This is a genomic window from Pseudomonas sp. PK-RTE-24, assembly GCF_054052265.1.
The window spans coordinates 2,522,308-2,538,685 of record NZ_CM133224.1; the positions used below are offsets into that span (position 1 = coordinate 2,522,308).

The 16,378-nt window shown below is 60.0% G+C and carries 20 protein-coding genes; 10 read left to right on the plus strand and 10 right to left on the minus strand.

Going from position 1 to position 16,378, the window contains the following annotated elements; genetic code table 11:
- Positions 1 to 17: 17 nt before the first annotated feature.
- Complete coding sequence (locus ACV8MC_RS11355; protein WP_056790269.1) at positions 18 to 233, minus strand: TIGR02450 family Trp-rich protein; 216 nt, start codon at positions 231 to 233, stop codon at positions 18 to 20.
- Positions 230 to 1,216, minus strand: coding sequence for an NAD(P)/FAD-dependent oxidoreductase (locus ACV8MC_RS11360; protein WP_375122677.1), 987 nt, complete (start codon positions 1,214 to 1,216; stop codon positions 230 to 232). The genes ACV8MC_RS11355 and ACV8MC_RS11360 overlap by 4 nt, the downstream gene beginning before the upstream one ends.
- Before the next feature lie 197 nt (positions 1,217 to 1,413).
- Between ACV8MC_RS11360 and ACV8MC_RS11365 the strand changes: the two genes are divergently transcribed.
- Both ACV8MC_RS11365 and hemH read left to right on the plus strand, forming a co-directional pair.
- Complete coding sequence (locus ACV8MC_RS11365) at positions 1,414 to 2,316, plus strand: TIGR01777 family oxidoreductase (protein ID WP_056790263.1); 903 nt, start codon at positions 1,414 to 1,416, stop codon at positions 2,314 to 2,316.
- 13 nt (positions 2,317 to 2,329) lie between these two features.
- Positions 2,330 to 3,355 (plus strand): ferrochelatase, encoded by a 1,026-nt coding sequence (gene hemH, locus ACV8MC_RS11370; protein WP_129997672.1) that lies wholly within the window; start codon positions 2,330 to 2,332, stop codon positions 3,353 to 3,355.
- A 103-nt stretch (positions 3,356 to 3,458) separates the two neighbouring features.
- On the opposite strand, the gene ACV8MC_RS11375 is transcribed toward hemH, so the two are convergent.
- Positions 3,459 to 4,733 (minus strand): uracil-xanthine permease family protein, encoded by a 1,275-nt coding sequence (locus tag ACV8MC_RS11375; protein ID WP_003228120.1) that lies wholly within the window; start codon positions 4,731 to 4,733, stop codon positions 3,459 to 3,461.
- A gap of 2 nt (positions 4,734 to 4,735) precedes the next feature.
- Positions 4,736 to 5,374 (minus strand): uracil phosphoribosyltransferase, encoded by a 639-nt coding sequence (gene upp / locus ACV8MC_RS11380; protein WP_024014279.1) that lies wholly within the window; start codon positions 5,372 to 5,374, stop codon positions 4,736 to 4,738.
- A 164-nt stretch (positions 5,375 to 5,538) separates the two neighbouring features.
- On the opposite strand from upp, the gene ACV8MC_RS11385 reads away from it, so the two are divergent.
- From ACV8MC_RS11385 to ACV8MC_RS11395, 3 genes are all read left to right on the plus strand, one after another.
- A complete protein-coding gene (locus ACV8MC_RS11385) occupies positions 5,539 to 6,096 on the plus strand; it encodes a hypoxanthine-guanine phosphoribosyltransferase (RefSeq protein ID WP_016773231.1) in 558 nt (185 codons plus the stop codon).
- A 180-nt stretch (positions 6,097 to 6,276) separates the two neighbouring features.
- A complete protein-coding gene (locus tag ACV8MC_RS11390) occupies positions 6,277 to 6,756 on the plus strand; it encodes a hypothetical protein (protein WP_056790257.1) in 480 nt (159 codons plus the stop codon).
- Positions 6,757 to 6,819: 63 nt separating this feature from the next.
- Positions 6,820 to 7,107 (plus strand): PA4642 family protein, encoded by a 288-nt coding sequence (locus ACV8MC_RS11395; protein ID WP_150652030.1) that lies wholly within the window; start codon positions 6,820 to 6,822, stop codon positions 7,105 to 7,107.
- 85 nt (positions 7,108 to 7,192) lie between these two features.
- Here ACV8MC_RS11395 and ACV8MC_RS11400 read toward each other — a convergent pair whose 3' ends face one another.
- From ACV8MC_RS11400 to ACV8MC_RS11410, 3 genes are all read right to left on the minus strand, one after another.
- Positions 7,193 to 8,164 (minus strand): IS110 family RNA-guided transposase, encoded by a 972-nt coding sequence (locus ACV8MC_RS11400; protein ID WP_252867835.1) that lies wholly within the window; start codon positions 8,162 to 8,164, stop codon positions 7,193 to 7,195.
- A 321-nt stretch (positions 8,165 to 8,485) separates the two neighbouring features.
- Positions 8,486 to 9,994, minus strand: a complete 1,509-nt coding sequence (gene mqo / locus ACV8MC_RS11405) for a malate dehydrogenase (quinone) (RefSeq protein WP_457265307.1) — start codon at positions 9,992 to 9,994, stop codon at positions 8,486 to 8,488.
- 704 nt (positions 9,995 to 10,698) lie between these two features.
- Complete coding sequence (locus ACV8MC_RS11410; protein ID WP_039761314.1) at positions 10,699 to 10,932, minus strand: hypothetical protein; 234 nt, start codon at positions 10,930 to 10,932, stop codon at positions 10,699 to 10,701.
- Between the two features lie 205 nt (positions 10,933 to 11,137).
- On the opposite strand from ACV8MC_RS11410, the gene ACV8MC_RS11415 reads away from it, so the two are divergent.
- Positions 11,138 to 11,722, plus strand: coding sequence for a YajG family lipoprotein (locus ACV8MC_RS11415; protein WP_039761315.1), 585 nt, complete (start codon positions 11,138 to 11,140; stop codon positions 11,720 to 11,722).
- A 346-nt stretch (positions 11,723 to 12,068) separates the two neighbouring features.
- Here ACV8MC_RS11415 and ACV8MC_RS11420 read toward each other — a convergent pair whose 3' ends face one another.
- Positions 12,069 to 12,275: a hypothetical protein gene (locus ACV8MC_RS11420; RefSeq protein ID WP_095181665.1), complete on the minus strand. Its 207-nt coding sequence runs from the start codon at positions 12,273 to 12,275 to the stop codon at positions 12,069 to 12,071.
- A 193-nt stretch (positions 12,276 to 12,468) separates the two neighbouring features.
- On the opposite strand from ACV8MC_RS11420, the gene ACV8MC_RS11425 reads away from it, so the two are divergent.
- Positions 12,469 to 12,747, plus strand: coding sequence for a hypothetical protein (locus ACV8MC_RS11425; RefSeq protein WP_016770663.1), 279 nt, complete (start codon positions 12,469 to 12,471; stop codon positions 12,745 to 12,747).
- A 132-nt stretch (positions 12,748 to 12,879) separates the two neighbouring features.
- Here ACV8MC_RS11425 and ACV8MC_RS11430 read toward each other — a convergent pair whose 3' ends face one another.
- A complete protein-coding gene (locus ACV8MC_RS11430; RefSeq protein ID WP_457265309.1) occupies positions 12,880 to 14,043 on the minus strand; it encodes a 1-acyl-sn-glycerol-3-phosphate acyltransferase in 1,164 nt (387 codons plus the stop codon).
- 141 nt (positions 14,044 to 14,184) lie between these two features.
- Here ACV8MC_RS11430 and ACV8MC_RS11435 point away from each other — a divergent pair, with 141 nt between their 5' ends.
- From ACV8MC_RS11435 to ACV8MC_RS11445, 3 genes are read left to right on the plus strand one after another with little or no spacing between them, the layout of a single operon-like run.
- On the plus strand, positions 14,185 to 14,367 hold the full coding sequence (locus ACV8MC_RS11435; RefSeq protein WP_041479983.1) for a CPXCG motif-containing cysteine-rich protein: 183 nt from the start codon (positions 14,185 to 14,187) through the stop codon (positions 14,365 to 14,367).
- A gap of 9 nt (positions 14,368 to 14,376) precedes the next feature.
- Positions 14,377 to 14,637 carry a putative signal transducing protein gene (locus ACV8MC_RS11440; protein WP_041479982.1) on the plus strand — a complete coding sequence of 87 codons (261 nt, stop codon included), beginning with the start codon at positions 14,377 to 14,379 and terminating at the stop codon, positions 14,635 to 14,637.
- A 35-nt stretch (positions 14,638 to 14,672) separates the two neighbouring features.
- Positions 14,673 to 15,296 carry an SOS response-associated peptidase gene (locus ACV8MC_RS11445; RefSeq protein ID WP_256809611.1) on the plus strand — a complete coding sequence of 208 codons (624 nt, stop codon included), beginning with the start codon at positions 14,673 to 14,675 and terminating at the stop codon, positions 15,294 to 15,296.
- Between the two features lie 207 nt (positions 15,297 to 15,503).
- On the opposite strand, the gene ACV8MC_RS11450 is transcribed toward ACV8MC_RS11445, so the two are convergent.
- Positions 15,504 to 16,346, minus strand: coding sequence for a methyl-accepting chemotaxis protein (locus ACV8MC_RS11450; RefSeq protein ID WP_370593580.1), 843 nt, complete (start codon positions 16,344 to 16,346; stop codon positions 15,504 to 15,506).
- Positions 16,347 to 16,378: the final 32 nt, after the last annotated feature.

Here is a 16,378-nt window from a genome sequence, read left to right on the forward strand (position 1 = left end):
GCTCCCACAAGGGAAATCTATTTCCAGCCCAGTAACCAGTGCTTGCTGTCTTTCAGCACCTGCCAATCCAGTCGCTCGCTACGCTGGGTCAGCACCGCCTGCAATTCAACTTCCAGCACCGTACCTTCCTCGTCGCGGATCAGTTCGGTGACCAGAAAATGTTTTTCGCGATTTTGCGGGTGGGCTGCTGTCCACTTCGACAGCAGCAATTTGCGCGGATTGATGCGATTCATTGCAGGTGTTCGTGCAAGCGACGTGCAGCCTCCTGACCGCTCAGCCAAGCGCCTTCAACGCGGCCCGACAGGCACCAGTCGCCGCAGGCGTACAAGCCCAGGTCGGCGTCGGCCAGCGTGGTCCACTCGTGGCCGATAGCGGGGCGGGCGTAGAGCCAGCGGTGGGCGAGGCTGAAGGTCGGCGCAGGCATGGCGCTGTGCAGCAGTTCGGCGAACGCACCGTGCAGATGTTCGATTACTGCTTCCTTGGAGAGGTCGATGTGTTGCCGGCTCCAGGCGCTGGTTGCATGCAGCACCCACGTGTCGAGAGTGCTGTCGCGCCCGGGTTTGCTGCGGTTGCGCGCCAGCCAGTCGAGCGGGCTGTCCTGTACGAAGCAGCCTTCGATCGGCGTATCCAGCGGGGTTTCAAATGCGAGGGCGACGGCCCAGGTCGGCTCCATTTTCACCCCGGCAGCGACGCCGGCAAGTTTCGGTGCGGCGGCCAGCAGCGCGGTGGCTTGCGGTGCCGGTGTGGCGATCACCACATGGCTGAAGGGGCCGTGGGTGCAGCCGTCGGCGTCCTGCAGATGCCAGTGTTCTTCGCCGCGATAGACCTCGGTGATGCGGCAGGCAAACTGCACGTCCAGGCCATCGAGCAGGCCACGGGTGATGGCGCTCATGCGCGGCGTGCCGACCCAGCGGGTCTGCTCGTCCGGCGACATGTTCAGTTGGCCGCCCTGGAAGGTGTACAGCTGCGGCGTCCACTCAGCGGCCCAGCCCCGGCTCTGCCAGCGCTGCACTTCGGTGACGAAGCGCCGGTCGCGCGCGGTGAAGTATTGAGCGCCCAAGTCCAGCGAGCCGGCGTCGCTACGCTTGCTCGACATGCGCCCGCCGCTGCCGCGGCTTTTATCGAACAGTTGGACGGTATGCCCGGTCTCTGTCAGAGCCTGAGCGGCGGAGAGCCCGGCGATGCCGGTGCCGATGATTGCGATAGGTACAGTCATAGGGGCCTCGTTTACCTTTCTGTACAGACTACGCCGTCGATGAAACCTGTACAATTCTGTTTTTTGGTATAACTTCTAGCGTTCTCGTTCTGACAGCTTGGCCTATTGTTAAACCATAGAGCCTGCCCGATCGAAAAGATCCCTGCCTATAAAAATAGACTAGTGATCCGGGTTAAACGCCACGCGAGGAAGATGTCATGCACATATTGCTGACCGGCGGTACTGGTTTGATCGGACGTCAGCTCTGCCGGCACTGGCTGGAGCAGGGCCATCGGCTGACGGTGTGGAGTCGCCGCGCGGAAAAAGTCGCGCAGATCTGCGGCGCGCAGGTGCGCGGAATTTCGCGTCTGGAGGACCTCGGCGAAGAGCCGCTGGATGCGATCGTCAATCTCGCCGGCGCGCCGATTGCCGACCGCCCCTGGACCCATCGTCGCAAGGCGTTGCTGTGGAGCAGCCGCATCACCCTGACGGAAACGCTGCTGGCGTGGCTGGAAACTCGCGCGCAGAAACCGTCGCTGCTGATTTCCGGCTCGGCGATCGGCTGGTACGGCGACGGTGGCGAACGCGAGTTGACTGAAGAATCACCGCCGGGCATCGACGACTTCGCCAGTCAGTTGTGCATCGCCTGGGAAGAAACCGCCCTGCGCGCCGAAAACCTCGGCATCCGCGTGGTACTGGTGCGAACCGGTCTGGTGCTGTCGGCTGAGGGCGGCTTTTTGTCGCGGCTGTTGCTGCCGTTCAAGCTCGGGCTGGGCGGGCCTTTGGGCAATGGTCGGCAGTGGATGCCGTGGATTCACATCGACGATCAAATCGCCCTGATTGATTTTCTTCTGCACCGGAATCAGGCGAGCGGTCCTTATAATGCCTGCGCGCCGAAACCTGTGCGCAACCGCGAATTTGCCAAGACCCTGGGCAGTGTGTTGCACCGCCCGGCGTTCATGCCGATGCCGACCCTGGCGCTGAAAGTCATGCTCGGCGAGCTGTCACTGTTATTGCTCGGCGGCCAGCGTGCGACGCCGGCACGCCTGGTGGAAGCGGGGTTCAGCTTCCGCTTTACGGATTTACGCGCGGCTCTGGATGATCTCTCCAGCCGCCTCTGAAATAGGACGTTGCATGACCGATCACGCTTTGCTTCTGGTCAACCTGGGCTCTCCGGCCTCCACCTCGGTGGCCGATGTGCGCAGCTATCTCAATCAATTTCTGATGGACCCCTACGTGATCGACCTGCCATGGCCGCTGCGGCGGCTGCTGGTGTCGCTGATCCTGATCAAGCGTCCCGAGCAATCGGCCCATGCCTATGCCTCGATCTGGTGGGAAGAGGGCTCGCCGCTGGTGGTGCTCAGCCGCCGTTTGCAAGAGCAGATGACCCGCACGTGGAAACACGGCCCGGTAGATCTGGCGATGCGTTATGGCGAGCCGTCGATCGAAACCTGTCTGCTGCGTCTGGTCAAAGCGGGACATAAGAAGATCACTTTGGCGCCGCTGTACCCACAGTTCGCCGACAGCACCACGACCACCGTGATCGAAGAAGCCCGGCGCGTGCTGCGCGAGAAGAAACTCGACGTGCAGTTGTCGATCCTGCAACCGTTCTACGATCAGCCGGAATACATCGAGGCACTGGCCGCCAGCGCTCGACCACATCTGCAGCAGGACTACGATCATCTGCTGCTGAGCTTTCACGGCTTGCCTGAGCGGCATCTGAGCAAACTCGACCCGACGGGCAATCACTGCCTCAAGGGCGCCGATTGCTGCCAGACCGCCTCGCCGGAGGTATTGGCGACCTGTTATCGCGCGCAGTGTTTCCGTACCGCCGCCGCCTTCGCCAAAAGTATGGGCCTGGCGGACGGCAAATGGTCGGTGTCGTTTCAGTCGCGCCTGGGCCGGGCGAAATGGATCGAGCCGTACACCGAAGTGCGGCTGGATGAACTGGCCAAAAGCGGGGTGAAAAAGATTCTGGTGATGTGCCCGGCGTTCGTCGCCGATTGCATCGAGACGCTGGAAGAGATCGGCGATCGCGGCAAGGAACAGTTCCGCGAAGCGGGGGGCGAGGAGTTGGTGCTGGTGCCGTGCCTGAACGACGACCCGCAATGGGCCAAGGCGTTGGCCACGCTCTGCGAAAGAGCGCCGCTGGCCCTTTAAAAGCTTCGCGAGCAGGCTCGCTCCCACAGGGTAAATGCATTCCAACCTGTGGGAGCGAGCCTGCTCGCGAATGCGGTGTGTCAGGCGATGAAGCTCTAAAGACTTAAATCAGCGGCTCATCCGCTTTCTTGTTCTTCCAGCCATCATTGCCCGGCAGGATCAGGTTCAGCGCAATCGCCACCACCGCGCACAGCGCGATGCCTTTGAGGCCGAAGTCATCAGGACCGGTGCCGGTGCCGACCAGCACGCCGCCGATACCGAACACCAGCGTCACCGAAACAATCACCAGGTTGCGCGCTTCGCCCAGGTCGATCTTGTGACGGATCAGGGTGTTCATGCCCACCGCTGCGATCGAACCGAACAACAAGCACAGAATCCCCCCCATCACCGGCACCGGAATGCTCTGCAGCAGCGCGCCGAACTTGCCGATGAACGCCAGGGTGATGGCGAAGATCGCCGCCCAGGTCATGATTTTCGGGTTGTAGTTTTTGGTCAGCATCACCGCGCCGGTCACTTCGGCGTAAGTGGTGTTGGGCGGGCCACCGAACAGGCCGGCGGCCGTGGTGGCGATGCCGTCACCGAGCAGGGTGCGATGCAGGCCCGGCTTCTTCAGATAGTCGCGACCGGTCACGCTACCCACGGCAATCACGCCGCCGATGTGTTCGATCGCCGGGGCCAGTGCCACTGGAACGATGAACAGAATCGCCTGCCAGTTGAACTCCGGCGCGGTGAAGTGCGGCAGAGCGAACCATGGCGCTGCCGCAATTTTCGCCGTGTCGACCACGCCGAAATAGAACGACATGGCAAAACCCACCAGCACGCCGGAAATGATCGGCACCAGACGGAAGATGCCTTTGCCGAACACCGCCACGATCAGCGTGGTCAGCAGCGCCGGCATGGAAATCATCATCGCCGTCTGATAGTGGATCAGCTCGCTGCCGTCGCCGGCCTTGCCCATCGCCATGTTCGCGGCAATCGGCGCCATGGCCAGGCCGATGGAAATGATTACCGGACCAATCACCACCGGTGGCAGCAGACGGTCAATGAAGCCGGTGCCTTTGATCTTCACAGCCAGGCCGAGGAAGGTGTAGACGAAACCGGCCGCCATCACGCCGCCCATGGTCGCGGCGAGGCCGAACTGGCCCTTGGCGAGGATGATCGGCGTGATGAAGGCGAAGCTCGACGCGAGGAACACCGGCACCTGACGCCCGGTGACGATCTGGAACAGGATCGTCCCCAGACCCGCGGTAAACAGTGCCACGTTGGGGTCCAGGCCGGTGATCAGCGGCATCAGCACCAAGGCGCCGAAGGCCACGAACAGCATCTGCGCGCCGGACAGCACCGTGCGCCAGAGCGGATCGTTGAACTCTTGCTGCATGGTTACGCGTCCTTCTGCTTGGTGCCGAAGATCTTGTCACCAGCATCGCCAAGCCCAGGAATGATGTAGCCGTGCTCGTTCAAACGTTCATCGATGGACGCGGTGTAGATGGTCACGTCCGGGTGCGCCTGTTCGACGGCAGCAATGCCTTCCGGCGCGGCCACCAGGACCATGGCACGGATGTCGCGGCAACCGGCCTTTTTCAGCAGGTCGATGGTGGCAACCATGGAGCTGCCGGTGGCGAGCATCGGGTCGATGATCATCGCCAGGCGTTCGTCGATTTCCGGTACCAGTTTTTCCAGATAGGTGTGCGCTTGCAGGGTCTCTTCGTTGCGGGCAACGCCCACAGCGGAGACCTTGGCCCCCGGGATCAGGCTGAGCACGCCTTCGAGCATGCCGATACCGGCACGCAGGATCGGCACGACGGTGATCTTCTTGCCGGCGATTTTCTCCACCGACACGGTGCCGCACCAACCGGCAATGTCGTAGGATTCGAGCGGCAGATCTTTTGTAGCTTCATAGGTCAACAGGGCGCCGACTTCCTGAGCGAGCTCGCGGAAATTCTTGGTGCTGATGTCTGCGCGGCGCATCAGGCCGAGTTTATGACGGATCAGCGGATGGCGGATCTCGAGGATGGGCATGGGAAAGGCTCCGGCGGCGGGCAAAAAAACCGGCCTAGATTAATCTATCCGAGGGTGATGTCCTATAGGACATTCTGTACGTTAGTCCATAAGAGCTTGATTCGACCTCGCGGGATGCGTACCTTTGCCCGCTTTTCCAATTCCGCCAACCCCTGGAGAGCGCCATGTCCGCTGATCTCGAGCATATCCGTCAAATCATGCGAGAGGCTGACTGCCTGTACACCGAGTCTGAAGTCGAGGCGGCCATCGCTCGCGTCGGTGCACAAATCAACGAACAACTGGCTGACAGCAATCCGGTGGTGTTCTGCGTGATGAACGGCGGCCTGATCTTCTCCGGCAAACTGCTGACGCATCTGCAATTCCCGCTGGAAGCGTCCTACCTGCACGCGACCCGTTATCGCAACGAAACCAGCGGCGGCGACCTGTTCTGGAAAGCCAAGCCGGAAGTCTCGTTCATCGACCGCGACGTGCTGATCATCGACGACATCCTCGATGAAGGTCACACCCTGGGCGCGATCATCGACTTCTGCAAACACGCCGGCGCACGCAAAGTGCACACCGCCGTGCTGATCGACAAGGACCACGACCGCAAGGCACGTCCTGACCTGAAAGCCGATTTCGTCGGCCTGCCGTGCATCGACCGCTACATCTTCGGTTATGGCATGGACTACAAAGGCTACTGGCGCAACGCCAACGGGATTTACGCCGTTAAAGGCATGTAAGAACCTGCATTGCCCCCTGTGGGAGCGAGCCTGCTCGCGAAGGCGTCGTGTCAGTCAGCATCATTGAAAACTGACACACCGCTTTCGCGAGCAGGCTCGCTCCCACAGTTGTTTTTGTGTGTGCTGATCCTTGCGCGACAGCCATGCTAGAGTGCTCGGCCCCGCCCCCCGGAGCCTGTCATGCGCCTCTTGATCCGCAGTCTCGCCGCCCTGTTGCTGTCCCTCAGCCTGCCGCTGTCCGCCGCGCCGATGCACAGCCAGTTCCTGCCGCCGGACGATCTGACCCTGCGCGACGCTGAACCCGAGCAGCAGCAACTGCTGCAAGTCAGCGAGTATTCGGTGGTGGTCGGTGCGCAGCGCCAGTCCAATCAGCAGCCGATTCCGGTCACCTCATCCTTGTTGATCCGCCTCAAGGGCAAGTCTCTGAACAAAGGCGCGAACATCAACCAGGTGCTGGTGAGTTTCGACGGCGAAAGCAAAAGCCTGAAAAAACCGGCCTACGACGACAAAAGCAAAACCCTGACGCTGTTCTATCCGCTCGCTCAGTACCGCGTGGTGATGGATCTGCTGCGCAACGACACGGTGTATGTGCAGTTCCTCAGTTATGCCAATGGCCATATCTGGGCCGATCTTCATACCGGGGCGATTCGTCCGCGTTGAGCCGGGCGGCCGGGCAAGGGTAAACTGCCCGCCCCGTGTCATGTCTGCGAGCTGGAGTCGGCAATGCGTAAAGATAAGAAACAAGTGATTGGTGACGAGATCGGCGATGAGCAGATCAAGCTGTTCCTCGATTTTGAGCCGGTCGACGCCACTTCGCCGTCGCTGCACAAACTGATCAAGGCCTATCGCGGTTTGCGCATCGATGATTTCGAGCGCTTTCTGGGCTTCTTCGTTGCGGCGGGTTATGACGTTGATGGCAAGGATGAGCAGGGCAAGACCTTTGTTGACCTGATCGCCGATCAGCGCAACGCCCCGGAATACATTGAACTGATCGAAAAGTCCCGCGGTTAAGGGCAAAAGACAAGATCAAAAGATCGCAGCCTTCGGCAGCTCCTACATGGGATTTATGTTGGCCCTGTAGATACCGTCTTGAGCCTCACCGGGCAAGCGCAAGTTTCGGGTCATATGGCAGTCCTGACTTGAGCACTCCGTAAATGAAGTGCAGCAGCTTGCGCATTGCTGCGCAGATGATCTGCTTGGGGGCCTTGCCATTGGCTTCCAGGCGTTCTTTCATCGCCTTGATCGCCTTATTGTGTTTCAGCGCCACCATGCCAGGCATGTAAAGGCCTGCACGCAGCCGTGCTGACCCTACTCTTGAGATCAGGGTGTGACCTTTGAGCTTTCCTGATTCCTGCAGCTTTGGATTCAGCCCTGCAGCAGCGACCAGTTGGCGAGGATCACTGTATTTGCGCAAGTCACCCAGTTCGGCGAGCAATCGTTCAAGCGTTTTTTGTCCGATGCCGTCGATGGTTACGATGAGATCCCGCATCTGACGCATATCCGGGTCGTCATCGATGTGTTTTTTGATCGCCTTATGCGTTTCTACGATCTCTTTTTCGATATGGCGCAGAACGGAGTTGATCGAGTCTTTGACCTTTTCGTCGGAAACGTCCAGACGATTAAGCTCCATTTGTTCCATTTCCTGAAGGTCATCCAGGCGGCGCACCATTGCTTTTAACTGGCGGTATTTCAGCGGCTCAGGCGCCCATGGGTGAAGTTTTTGATCCTTTTCCCGGGCAAAGTCGGCGATCAGTTTGGCATCGCTTTTATCAGTCTTGATGCGGCGCAGTTCGCTGTCAGCGTACGCTTTGGTCGTAGCCGGGTTCACGACGCAGACCCGGAAGCCTTTGTTGTAAACGAATTCCGCGAGCTCCAAATGGTAGACGCTGGTGGCTTCCATCACGATCAGGGCCGAACGCTCGGCATTTTTTTCTAGCCACGCCTCAAACTCTTTAAAGCCCTTTGGATCGTTGGCCAGCTTGGCCTTGGTTTTGTGCTTGCCGTTGGGCTGGTGTGTAGCGATATCAAAGGTGTTCTTTGCGATGTCGACGCCAACGAAACCGGACATGATTGATTCTCCACTTGTTCCCTGTTGCGATCATCACGTCACTCTGTCCAACCTTGCGAATGCGGGCTCTCGCCGCAGGCGGGCCCAAGATACCGTGCGAACTGTACGAGTGAGTGTGGAGGGCTGGAGCACGATCTACGTCACAGGCAAAAAGCCTAAGGAGCTGCGCGGCTTCCAAGTCCCTCCCTCGATGATCAGTCGAGAACTATCGCTCCTGACGGAGCGTTAGTCGAGATACAAGGAGCTGCCGAAGGCTGCGATCTTTTGCTTTTCAAGGCCATAAAAAAACGCCCCGATCGGGGCGTTTTTTATGCGGCAAGATCAAGCGTAGCTTGGGGTCTCGCTGCTTTCTTCAACCAGTTCCAGGGCGATGTTGTTCTGCGTGTTGATCTTGCGATACAGCGCAGCATCGGTTTCCAGAACCTTTTCACGGGCCGGGAAGATCTCGGCCAGTTTGGTAGCCCATTCGCCGGAGGCCTTGGCCGGGAAGCACTTCTCGATCAGTTCAAGCATGATCGAAACGGTCACCGACGCGCCTGGCGAAGCGCCGAGCAGCGCGGCGAGGGAGCCGTCTTTCGCCGCGACCAGTTCGGTACCGAACTGCAGGATGCCGCCCTTTTTCGGGTCCTTCTTGATGATCTGCACCCGTTGGCCGGCCACTTCCAGGCGCCAGTCTTCGGCTTTCGCCTGCGGGTAGAAACGTCGCAGGGATTCCAGGCGCTGTTCCATCGATTGCATCACTTCGCTGACCAGGTACTTGGTCAGGTCCATGTTGTTTTTCGCCACCGCCAGCATCGGCCCGATGTTGCCGGCGCGCACCGACATCGGCAGGTCCATGAAGGAGCCATGCTTGAGGAACTTGGTGGTGAAACCGGCGTATGGCCCGAACAGCAGGGATTTCTTGCCGTCGACGACGCGAGTGTCGAGGTGCGGCACCGACATCGGTGGCGAACCCACGGCCGCCTGGCTGTAGACCTTGGCCTGGTGGTGCTTGACCACTTCCGGGTTATCGCAACGCAGCCACTGGCCACTGATCGGGAAGCCGCCGAAGCCTTTGCTTTCTTCGATGCCCGACGCCTGCAGCAACGGCAGGGCCGCGCCACCGGCACCGAGGAAGACAAACTTTGCGTCGACTTCGCGGGTGTTGCCGTTGTTGACGTCCTTGATGCTGACGGTCCAGCCGGCGCCGTTACGCTTGAGGCCGGTCACGCGCTTGCAGTATTTGACCTGAGTGTCCGGGGCGCTGCTCAGGTGCTTGAGCAACTGATTGGTCAGGGCGCCGAAGTTGACGTCGGTGCCGTTCATCACACGGGTGGCGGCGAGGACTTCGTCGGGCGAGCGGCCCGGCATCATCAGCGGCATCCACTCGGCCATCTTGCCTTTGTCTTCGGTGTACTCCATGTCGGCAAACGCGTGGTGCTTGCTCAGGACATTGAAGCGCTCCTTGAGGAACGACACACCGCTTTCGCCCTGAACGAAACTCAGGTGCGGAACCGGGCTGATGAAGGATTTGCACGAGCCGAACGTGCCCTTCTTGGTCAGGTACGACCAGAACTGCTTCGACACCTCGAACTGGGTGTTGATGTGCACGGCTTTCTTGATGTCGACGCTGCCATCGGCAGCCTGCGGGGTGTAGTTCAGCTCGCACAGGCCGGCGTGACCGGTACCGGCGTTGTTCCACGGATTGGAACTCTCGGCGGCGCCGGAATCCATCAACTCGACGACTTCCAGCTTGATCGCGGGGTCGAGCTCTTTGAGCAGTACGGCCAGGGTGGCACTCATGATGCCGGCCCCTACCAGAACTACGTCGACTGCTTCGTTATGCGCCATTTAACGCGTCTCCCAAATCTGCAGCACCAAATTGTCGGCATGGCTGCCAGGCGTTCCAGGGCAGGTCAGTGGGCCCGGGCTATCCGTGGTCAGGTGGGCCATGTCCGAATCTTCGCAATTTTTCGCAACTTCGACGGATGCGTGCGGCCTGGTTTCAAGCGTTCCATGAACGCATTTTCGCGCAGGGCTGGCAATTCGACTTATGGTCGAGTCATCCGTTTTCGTGCAACCAAATCCGTAGCGGACAGGCTTCAGGCTCCGATGTTCGAGGTATACCCGGTCCTGTGTCGTTGGGCTGTTTCAGACGCTAATGGTGCATGTTCAGACGCAAAACTATTCATTTGCTCGCCACACTCTTGTGAAGTTGTGAAAACCCGTTTTTTTCACGCTCTTTTGAAGACGTGAACCTCAAAAAAGGGCTGCCTTGGCCTGGCACCTGCCCGCTAGGGCAAAACAACGCGGTGGCCGAGCGAATGACAGCTCTGCAGATTCGCGAAAAGCGGGTTTTTGCCGGAAGAACAGGCAAGCGCGCCAACTTCACTCGATCTGTGTGGGCGGCTCTCTGTGGGCGATTTTGATGTCGATGCATGCGCATTGACGGTGTTGCGGGGCCCGATCAGGAGACGTCCTTATAATCGGGGGGAGATTGTAGCGAAGAAATGCGCGCAGTTGCTCGTGTTTAATGACTTTTATTAGGCATCCGGTCAGATGCTCAACTGCACCTGACCCCGTGCGCGCATTTGTCGCGGTACGACCCGGGCGCTGGCGGGCAGCGGCTGGTTCAGCCAGGTCAGGCGGATTTCTTCGATTTCCACCCAGCCGTCGCCCATCGGTTGCAGGCTGCACTGCTTGAAGGCCTGGCAATGACCGTTGCGGTCGAGCAGGGCAAAGCTGCGATGCAGCGGGCGTGGGGCGAACAGCGAGATCAGATAACGCATGGCAGAGTTCCTTGAAGGAGGACTGCTGTGAAGCTTGCCGGTGGGCCGTGACGTCGCGGTGTATGGACGGTGAAGAATGTGTGACAGGAACCGCTTTCGGCGGGGTTTGTCAGACATTTCAGTATTCACTGTGCGACGCTGGTTACGCGCAGTGGCCCACCGCTATACTGCCGGCCTGTTTGTGCCTGATTCTGGAGAGAAGAGCATGTTGCAACGCCTGTTGTTCGGTTTGATCACTGTCGCCGGTTTGACCCTCGCCGGCTGCGCCCACAGCCCGCAACAACTGAATCCGGAGCCAAAGCTGACCACGCAATTGCCAGCGGTCGGTCGCGGCCAGCCGGTCATCGTGCGTGTGGTCGACGGTCGTCCGTCGCCGACCCTCGGTACCCGTGGCGGTCTGTATCCGGAAACCAGCGCCATCACCGTGCAGCGCGAGCAGATCCTGCCGAAGCTGCAGGCCCAGGCCGAAGCTGCCGTACGTCTGCTCGGCTTCACCCCGACCACCAGCGCACCTAACGCGCCGCAGCTGACCGTGACCCTGGCCGAGCTGAAATACCAGTCGCCGAAAGAAGGCATGTACGTGACCGAAGCCACCATCGGCGCGACCTTCCGCTCCGACGTGCAGAACGCCAACCGCCGTTACAGCGGCCGTTACGGTGCGTCGCTGGACCAGCGCTTCGGCATGGCGCCGAATCAGGAGACCAATACCAAACTGGTCAGCGATGTATTGAGTGACGCACTGACGCGTCTGTTCAAGGACCCGACCGTGGGTCAGGTGCTCGCTGAGTAAGCGTGCGGCGAATATGAAAAAGCCCGGGGCCAGTGATGGTTCCGGGCTTTTTTGTGGATCTGAGATTTGTGTCGTATGGGAAATCGATTCCCCTCACCCCAGCCCTCTCCCGAGGGAGAGGGAGCCGATCGCGTGTGCTTCAAAACCTGAGTTCGGCGCGGTATCTCAAGTCGGCGTATCTACCGCAAACACCTCGGTCAGTCCCCTCTCCCCAAGGAGAGGAAGCCGATCGCGTGTGCTTCAAAACCTGAATTCGGCGCGGTATCTCATGTCGGCGTATCTACTGCAAACACCTCAGTCAGTCCCCTCTCCCTCTGGGAGAGGGCTAGGATGAGGGTGCTTTTGTTCAGGCAGCCTGGGAATAGAAATCAAGCACGCTCACGCCAGTCAACAAATCGGTCTCGGGCAGGTCCGCATGCTGATGCCCGCCCAGCGCGCAATACACCAGCCAGTGCCGATCCTGCACGTTGAAGGCAAGGCTGCCGATCAGGCTTTGCTGGTCGTCGTAAGGAGTGATGAGGTACAGACGATCCTGGTTTTCCGCGTGCAGCATGTCGCATTCCATTCGGGTTTCGAGGCGCGCAGGGTGAAGCATCCACGTGACGATGCCATGACACAGGACAGCCATCGGTCGATTGTCAGGTTATTTGTCGCAAAGGCTGGGGCAGGGCGTCAGGGTTTGGGTAGAATTCGCGCCGCGGTCGTCGGTCTGGCGTCTGCCACACCGGTTAAGTTCGAGGTCTGTGATGTCGCTGCACTTGATGACGCTGTTTACCGCCCATCCCGCCAAGTTGATCAACCTGCTGGCCTTGCTCCTGGCCTTTCCGGGCAGCTGGCTGCTGCACGCGACCCGCCGCCGTGAGCAACGCGCCCAGGCCAGTCTGGCGGCACAGCGCCAGGCGCAGCCCAATGCCGAGCCGATGCTCGATTGGGCGACGTTGCGCATGAACCGGTTTTTCTATCGCTTCGGATTTGCTTGCCTGGGCCTGGCCCTGATCGTCTCGTGGATCAGCACGCGCTTCTGAAAGCAAAAGCAAACCCTGTGGCGAGGGGATTTATCCCCGCTGGACTGCGTAGCAGGCCCCGTTTTTCTCAGGTAAAAACTTGGGAGCGCTGCGCACTCCAACGGGGATAAATCCCCTCGCCACAGCCGTTGCCTACAGCGGCAACCCAGCCTTGACCCGATACTGATTGCGCACCGGCGTCGCATATTGCAGCACCAGGTACGGACGATGCTCAGCGGGGCAGGCGTCCAGACGGCTTTGCCACTCATCCTGCGCCTTGGCCAGTTCGTCAGCCGGGAACACCTCGGCCGCCGTCGGCACATTCAGTTGCAGATCGGCATCCGCCCACTGCGCGTACGCCAGGTAATGCACCGGGAACAACCGGTAGCCGCCGAGAATCTGCTTGTCCATCTCGATCGCCAATTGCTTGGTGTCCTCGAACACCTCAGTGATCGGCGCGGCAAAGTTCACGTGGACCCGGCCCTTGTAGCCGGTGATGCCCTTGGCAATGCTCACGTCATCCTCGCCCGGCGCCTTGGCGTAGGTGCCGGTGGTGGCGCGGATGTAGAGTTCGCGGGCCTTGGCCTGGTCGCAGGGGTCGTACTCATAGCTGATCGACACCGGCGTCACGTTGAGCGAGCGGATCACTTCGCCGAACGGCTCGTCCTTGCGGCTCATGTGGAACATCTTGAGGATCGCCGACTCGGTGCGGTCGTCGCCGTCCTTCGCCCGACCTTCAGCCTGAGCAATCCAGATCGACGCGCAATCGTTGCGGATCGAGTGATTGATGTACGCCGACAGCAATTGATACGCCGCCATTTTTTCGCGACGGCCGGTGATCGAACGGTGGACGATGAAGCTCTTGTTCAAGCGCATCAGGTCACTGACAAACGGCTTCTGCAGCAGGTTGTCGCCAATCGCGATGCGCGGCGTCGGCAGGCCGGCGTGGTACACCGCGTAGTTGACGAAGGCCGGGTCCATGACGATATCCCGGTGGTTGGCGATGAACAGGTAGGCGCTGCCGGACTTGAACTGCTCGACACCGGTATAGGTCACGCCGTCGGTGGCGCGCTCGATGGTGTGGTCGACGTAGAACTCGACTTTGTCCTGTAAGGTAGCCACGGAATTCACGTCGGCAAACTCACGACGCAGCCGATGGGCTATAAGAGGTTTGAGCATCCAGCCGAAGGCACCGGCAAAACGCGGGAAGCGGAAGTGGGTGAGGATATCTAGAAACGCCTTGTCGCCGAGCAGCCTTGCCAGTACCGCAGGTACTTCGCTGTCGTCGTAAGGTCGGATGGCATCGAATTCGCCCATCATGCTCTCTTGTTGGAAACGGCTAGGGTAAGTAAAGGGTTTGATCGAAAACCCGCAGGGCACGGTCTGAAAAGTAGCCAGACAAAAATAGCCCTGCAAATAGACCGGCGATTATACGCACAAGTCACTTGGGAGACCGCGATGCTGGAAGATGCACGGTATGAATGTCCGTATTGCGGTGAGGAAGTCGAGACCACGCTGGATTTGTCCGGCGGCGATCAAACGTATATCGAGGATTGCCAGGTGTGCTGTCGTCCGATCACCTTTGTCCTGCAAGTCCATGAGGACGAGTGGCATCTGGAAGTCTTCAGCGAAAACGAGTGAGGGCCGCGTATGCAGCGCATCTACGAACCGGCGAACCTGATGGAAGGCGAGATGCTCAAGGGCATGCTCGCCAACGAAGGAATCGAGGCGCACCTGATCGGCTGTGATCTGGTGGGCGGTACGGGTGAACTGCCGATCTTCGGCCTGCTCGGGCTGTCGGTGGATAACGATCAGGCCGAATACGCCCGCGAGCTGATCAACTTGTACAATGCCGCGCTGCCGCTACACGGCGACGAACCGGAGAGCTTCCCCGGGACGCTGGTCTGTTAGGCTGGCGCTGGTTTTATTCAGAGTTATGTTGCCCCATGTGTGGACGTTATGCCCTGTTTCGCTGGAACCGCGACTTTGCGGCCCTGCCAGGTTTTCCCGCCGATCAACAGGCGCAGTGGAACATTTCCCCCAATGATTCGGTGTTGATGCTGCGTGCCGACGAAGGCGGCCAGCGCACGTTGGCCCGTGCGCGCTGGGGCCTGACACCGCCGTGGCTGACCGATCTGTCGAAGACCCCGGCCCATGCTCGCGCCGAAACCGTGGCCGAGCAGCCGATGTTTCGTGAGGCGCTGCGTCTGCGGCGTTGCCTGCTGCCGGCCAACGGTTTCTACGAATGGCGCGGCACCCAGCGCAAGCGACCGTACTGGTTGACGCCGGGGGAGGGCTCATCGTTGTTTTTCGCCGCGATCTGGGAAGCGTATCCGGTGCAGGAACAGGTCTGGCTGAGCACGGCAGTGATCACTCAATCGGCGGCGAGTCAGCGGCGACCGTTGATTCTCGATGAAGCGGGGCAGGCTGCCTGGCTTGATCCCGAAACGCCGCTGCATGTGCTGCAGGGGTTGCTCGCCAGTGAGCCGGCGGCGCTGCGTGAGCGGGTGTTGGCGAATCTGGTGAATGATCCGAAGTTGAATGGGCCGGAGTGTTTGACCCCGGCTTGATTTGCGTGGATCAAAATCCCCTCACCCCAGCCCTCTCCCGGAGGGAGAGGGCGCCGAATGGGGGATGCTTGAGAGGTACACCGACCTGAACGATCTGTTGTGAATCCATAATCGACTTTTTTTTTTCAGGTCGATGTATAGCGCAAGACATCGCGGTCGGTCCCCTCTCCCTCCGGGAGAGGGCTAGGGTGAGGGGCTCTTGATCTTTCAGACCTTGAACTGATTGATCAACCGCCGCTGCTGTTCCGCCAGTTTGGTCAACCCGGCGCTCGCCGAACTCGATTCATCCGCACCGCCCGCCACTTCATTCGCCACCTGACCGATGTTGATCACGTTGCGGTTGATGTCGTCGGCCACTGCGCTTTGCTCTTCTGCCGCACTGGCGATCTGCGTGTTCATGTCGTTGATCACCGACACCGCTTGAGTGATCGTTTCCAGCGCTTCGGCCGCTTTCGCCGCGTGCTGCACGCTTTCGTCGGTGCGGTTCTGGCTGTCTTCCATGACGCGCACCACATCGCGGGTGCCCTGTTGCAACTGCTGGATCATGCTCTGGATTTCTTCGGTGGCCTTCTGGGTTTTCTGCGCCAGATTACGCACCTCGTCGGCGACCACGGCAAAACCACGACCCTGCTCGCCGGCTCGCGCGGCTTCGATCGCCGCGTTCAGTGCCAGCAGATTGGTCTGTTCAGCGATGCCGCGAATGGCAGTGAGGATGGCGTTGATGTTTTCGCTGTCCTTGGCCAGCGTCTGCACCACCTCGACAGCCTTGCCGATTTCCACCGCCAGTACGCCAATCGAATTCGAGGTGTCGCGCACGATCTGCATGCCCTGGCTGGCGGCCTGATCGGCGTGGCTTGCCGCTTGTGCGGCCTGCGTGGCGTTGCGCGCCACGTCCTGGGCGGTGGCGGTCATTTCCTGCACCGCTGTCGCCACTTGATCGATTTCGGCCATTTGTTTCTGCACGCCGATGTTGGTGCGGATGGCGATGTCGGCGGTGTGTTCCGAGGAATCGCTGACGCTCTGCACCGAGGTCACCACCTGGGTAATCATCGCCTGCAACTTCGCGAGGAAAGTGTTGAAGC

Bases quoted from the DNA above. Each gene is read 5' to 3' on its own strand.
- ACV8MC_RS11355 (WP_056790269.1), bottom strand. From the start codon at position 233: ATGAATCGCATCAATCCGCGCAAATTGCTGCTGTCGAAGTGGACAGCA.
- ACV8MC_RS11360 (WP_375122677.1), bottom strand. From the start codon at position 1,216: ATGACTGTACCTATCGCAATCATCGGCACCGGCATCGCCGGGCTCTCC.
- ACV8MC_RS11365 (WP_056790263.1), top strand. From the start codon at position 1,414: ATGCACATATTGCTGACCGGCGGTACTGGTTTGATCGGACGTCAGCTC.
- hemH (WP_129997672.1), top strand. From the start codon at position 2,330: ATGACCGATCACGCTTTGCTTCTGGTCAACCTGGGCTCTCCGGCCTCC.
- ACV8MC_RS11375 (WP_003228120.1), bottom strand. From the start codon at position 4,733: ATGCAGCAAGAGTTCAACGATCCGCTCTGGCGCACGGTGCTGTCCGGC.
- upp (WP_024014279.1), bottom strand. From the start codon at position 5,374: ATGCCCATCCTCGAGATCCGCCATCCGCTGATCCGTCATAAACTCGGC.
- ACV8MC_RS11385 (WP_016773231.1), top strand. From the start codon at position 5,539: ATGTCCGCTGATCTCGAGCATATCCGTCAAATCATGCGAGAGGCTGAC.
- ACV8MC_RS11390 (WP_056790257.1), top strand. From the start codon at position 6,277: ATGCGCCTCTTGATCCGCAGTCTCGCCGCCCTGTTGCTGTCCCTCAGC.
- ACV8MC_RS11395 (WP_150652030.1), top strand. From the start codon at position 6,820: ATGCGTAAAGATAAGAAACAAGTGATTGGTGACGAGATCGGCGATGAG.
- ACV8MC_RS11400 (WP_252867835.1), bottom strand. From the start codon at position 8,164: ATGTCCGGTTTCGTTGGCGTCGACATCGCAAAGAACACCTTTGATATC.
- mqo (WP_457265307.1), bottom strand. From the start codon at position 9,994: ATGGCGCATAACGAAGCAGTCGACGTAGTTCTGGTAGGGGCCGGCATC.
- ACV8MC_RS11410 (WP_039761314.1), bottom strand. From the start codon at position 10,932: ATGCGTTATCTGATCTCGCTGTTCGCCCCACGCCCGCTGCATCGCAGC.
- ACV8MC_RS11415 (WP_039761315.1), top strand. From the start codon at position 11,138: ATGTTGCAACGCCTGTTGTTCGGTTTGATCACTGTCGCCGGTTTGACC.
- ACV8MC_RS11420 (WP_095181665.1), bottom strand. From the start codon at position 12,275: ATGCTGCACGCGGAAAACCAGGATCGTCTGTACCTCATCACTCCTTAC.
- ACV8MC_RS11425 (WP_016770663.1), top strand. From the start codon at position 12,469: ATGTCGCTGCACTTGATGACGCTGTTTACCGCCCATCCCGCCAAGTTG.
- ACV8MC_RS11430 (WP_457265309.1), bottom strand. From the start codon at position 14,043: ATGGGCGAATTCGATGCCATCCGACCTTACGACGACAGCGAAGTACCT.
- ACV8MC_RS11435 (WP_041479983.1), top strand. From the start codon at position 14,185: ATGCTGGAAGATGCACGGTATGAATGTCCGTATTGCGGTGAGGAAGTC.
- ACV8MC_RS11440 (WP_041479982.1), top strand. From the start codon at position 14,377: ATGCAGCGCATCTACGAACCGGCGAACCTGATGGAAGGCGAGATGCTC.
- ACV8MC_RS11445 (WP_256809611.1), top strand. From the start codon at position 14,673: ATGTGTGGACGTTATGCCCTGTTTCGCTGGAACCGCGACTTTGCGGCC.
- ACV8MC_RS11450 (WP_370593580.1), bottom strand. From the start codon at position 16,346: ATGATTACCCAGGTGGTGACCTCGGTGCAGAGCGTCAGCGATTCCTCG.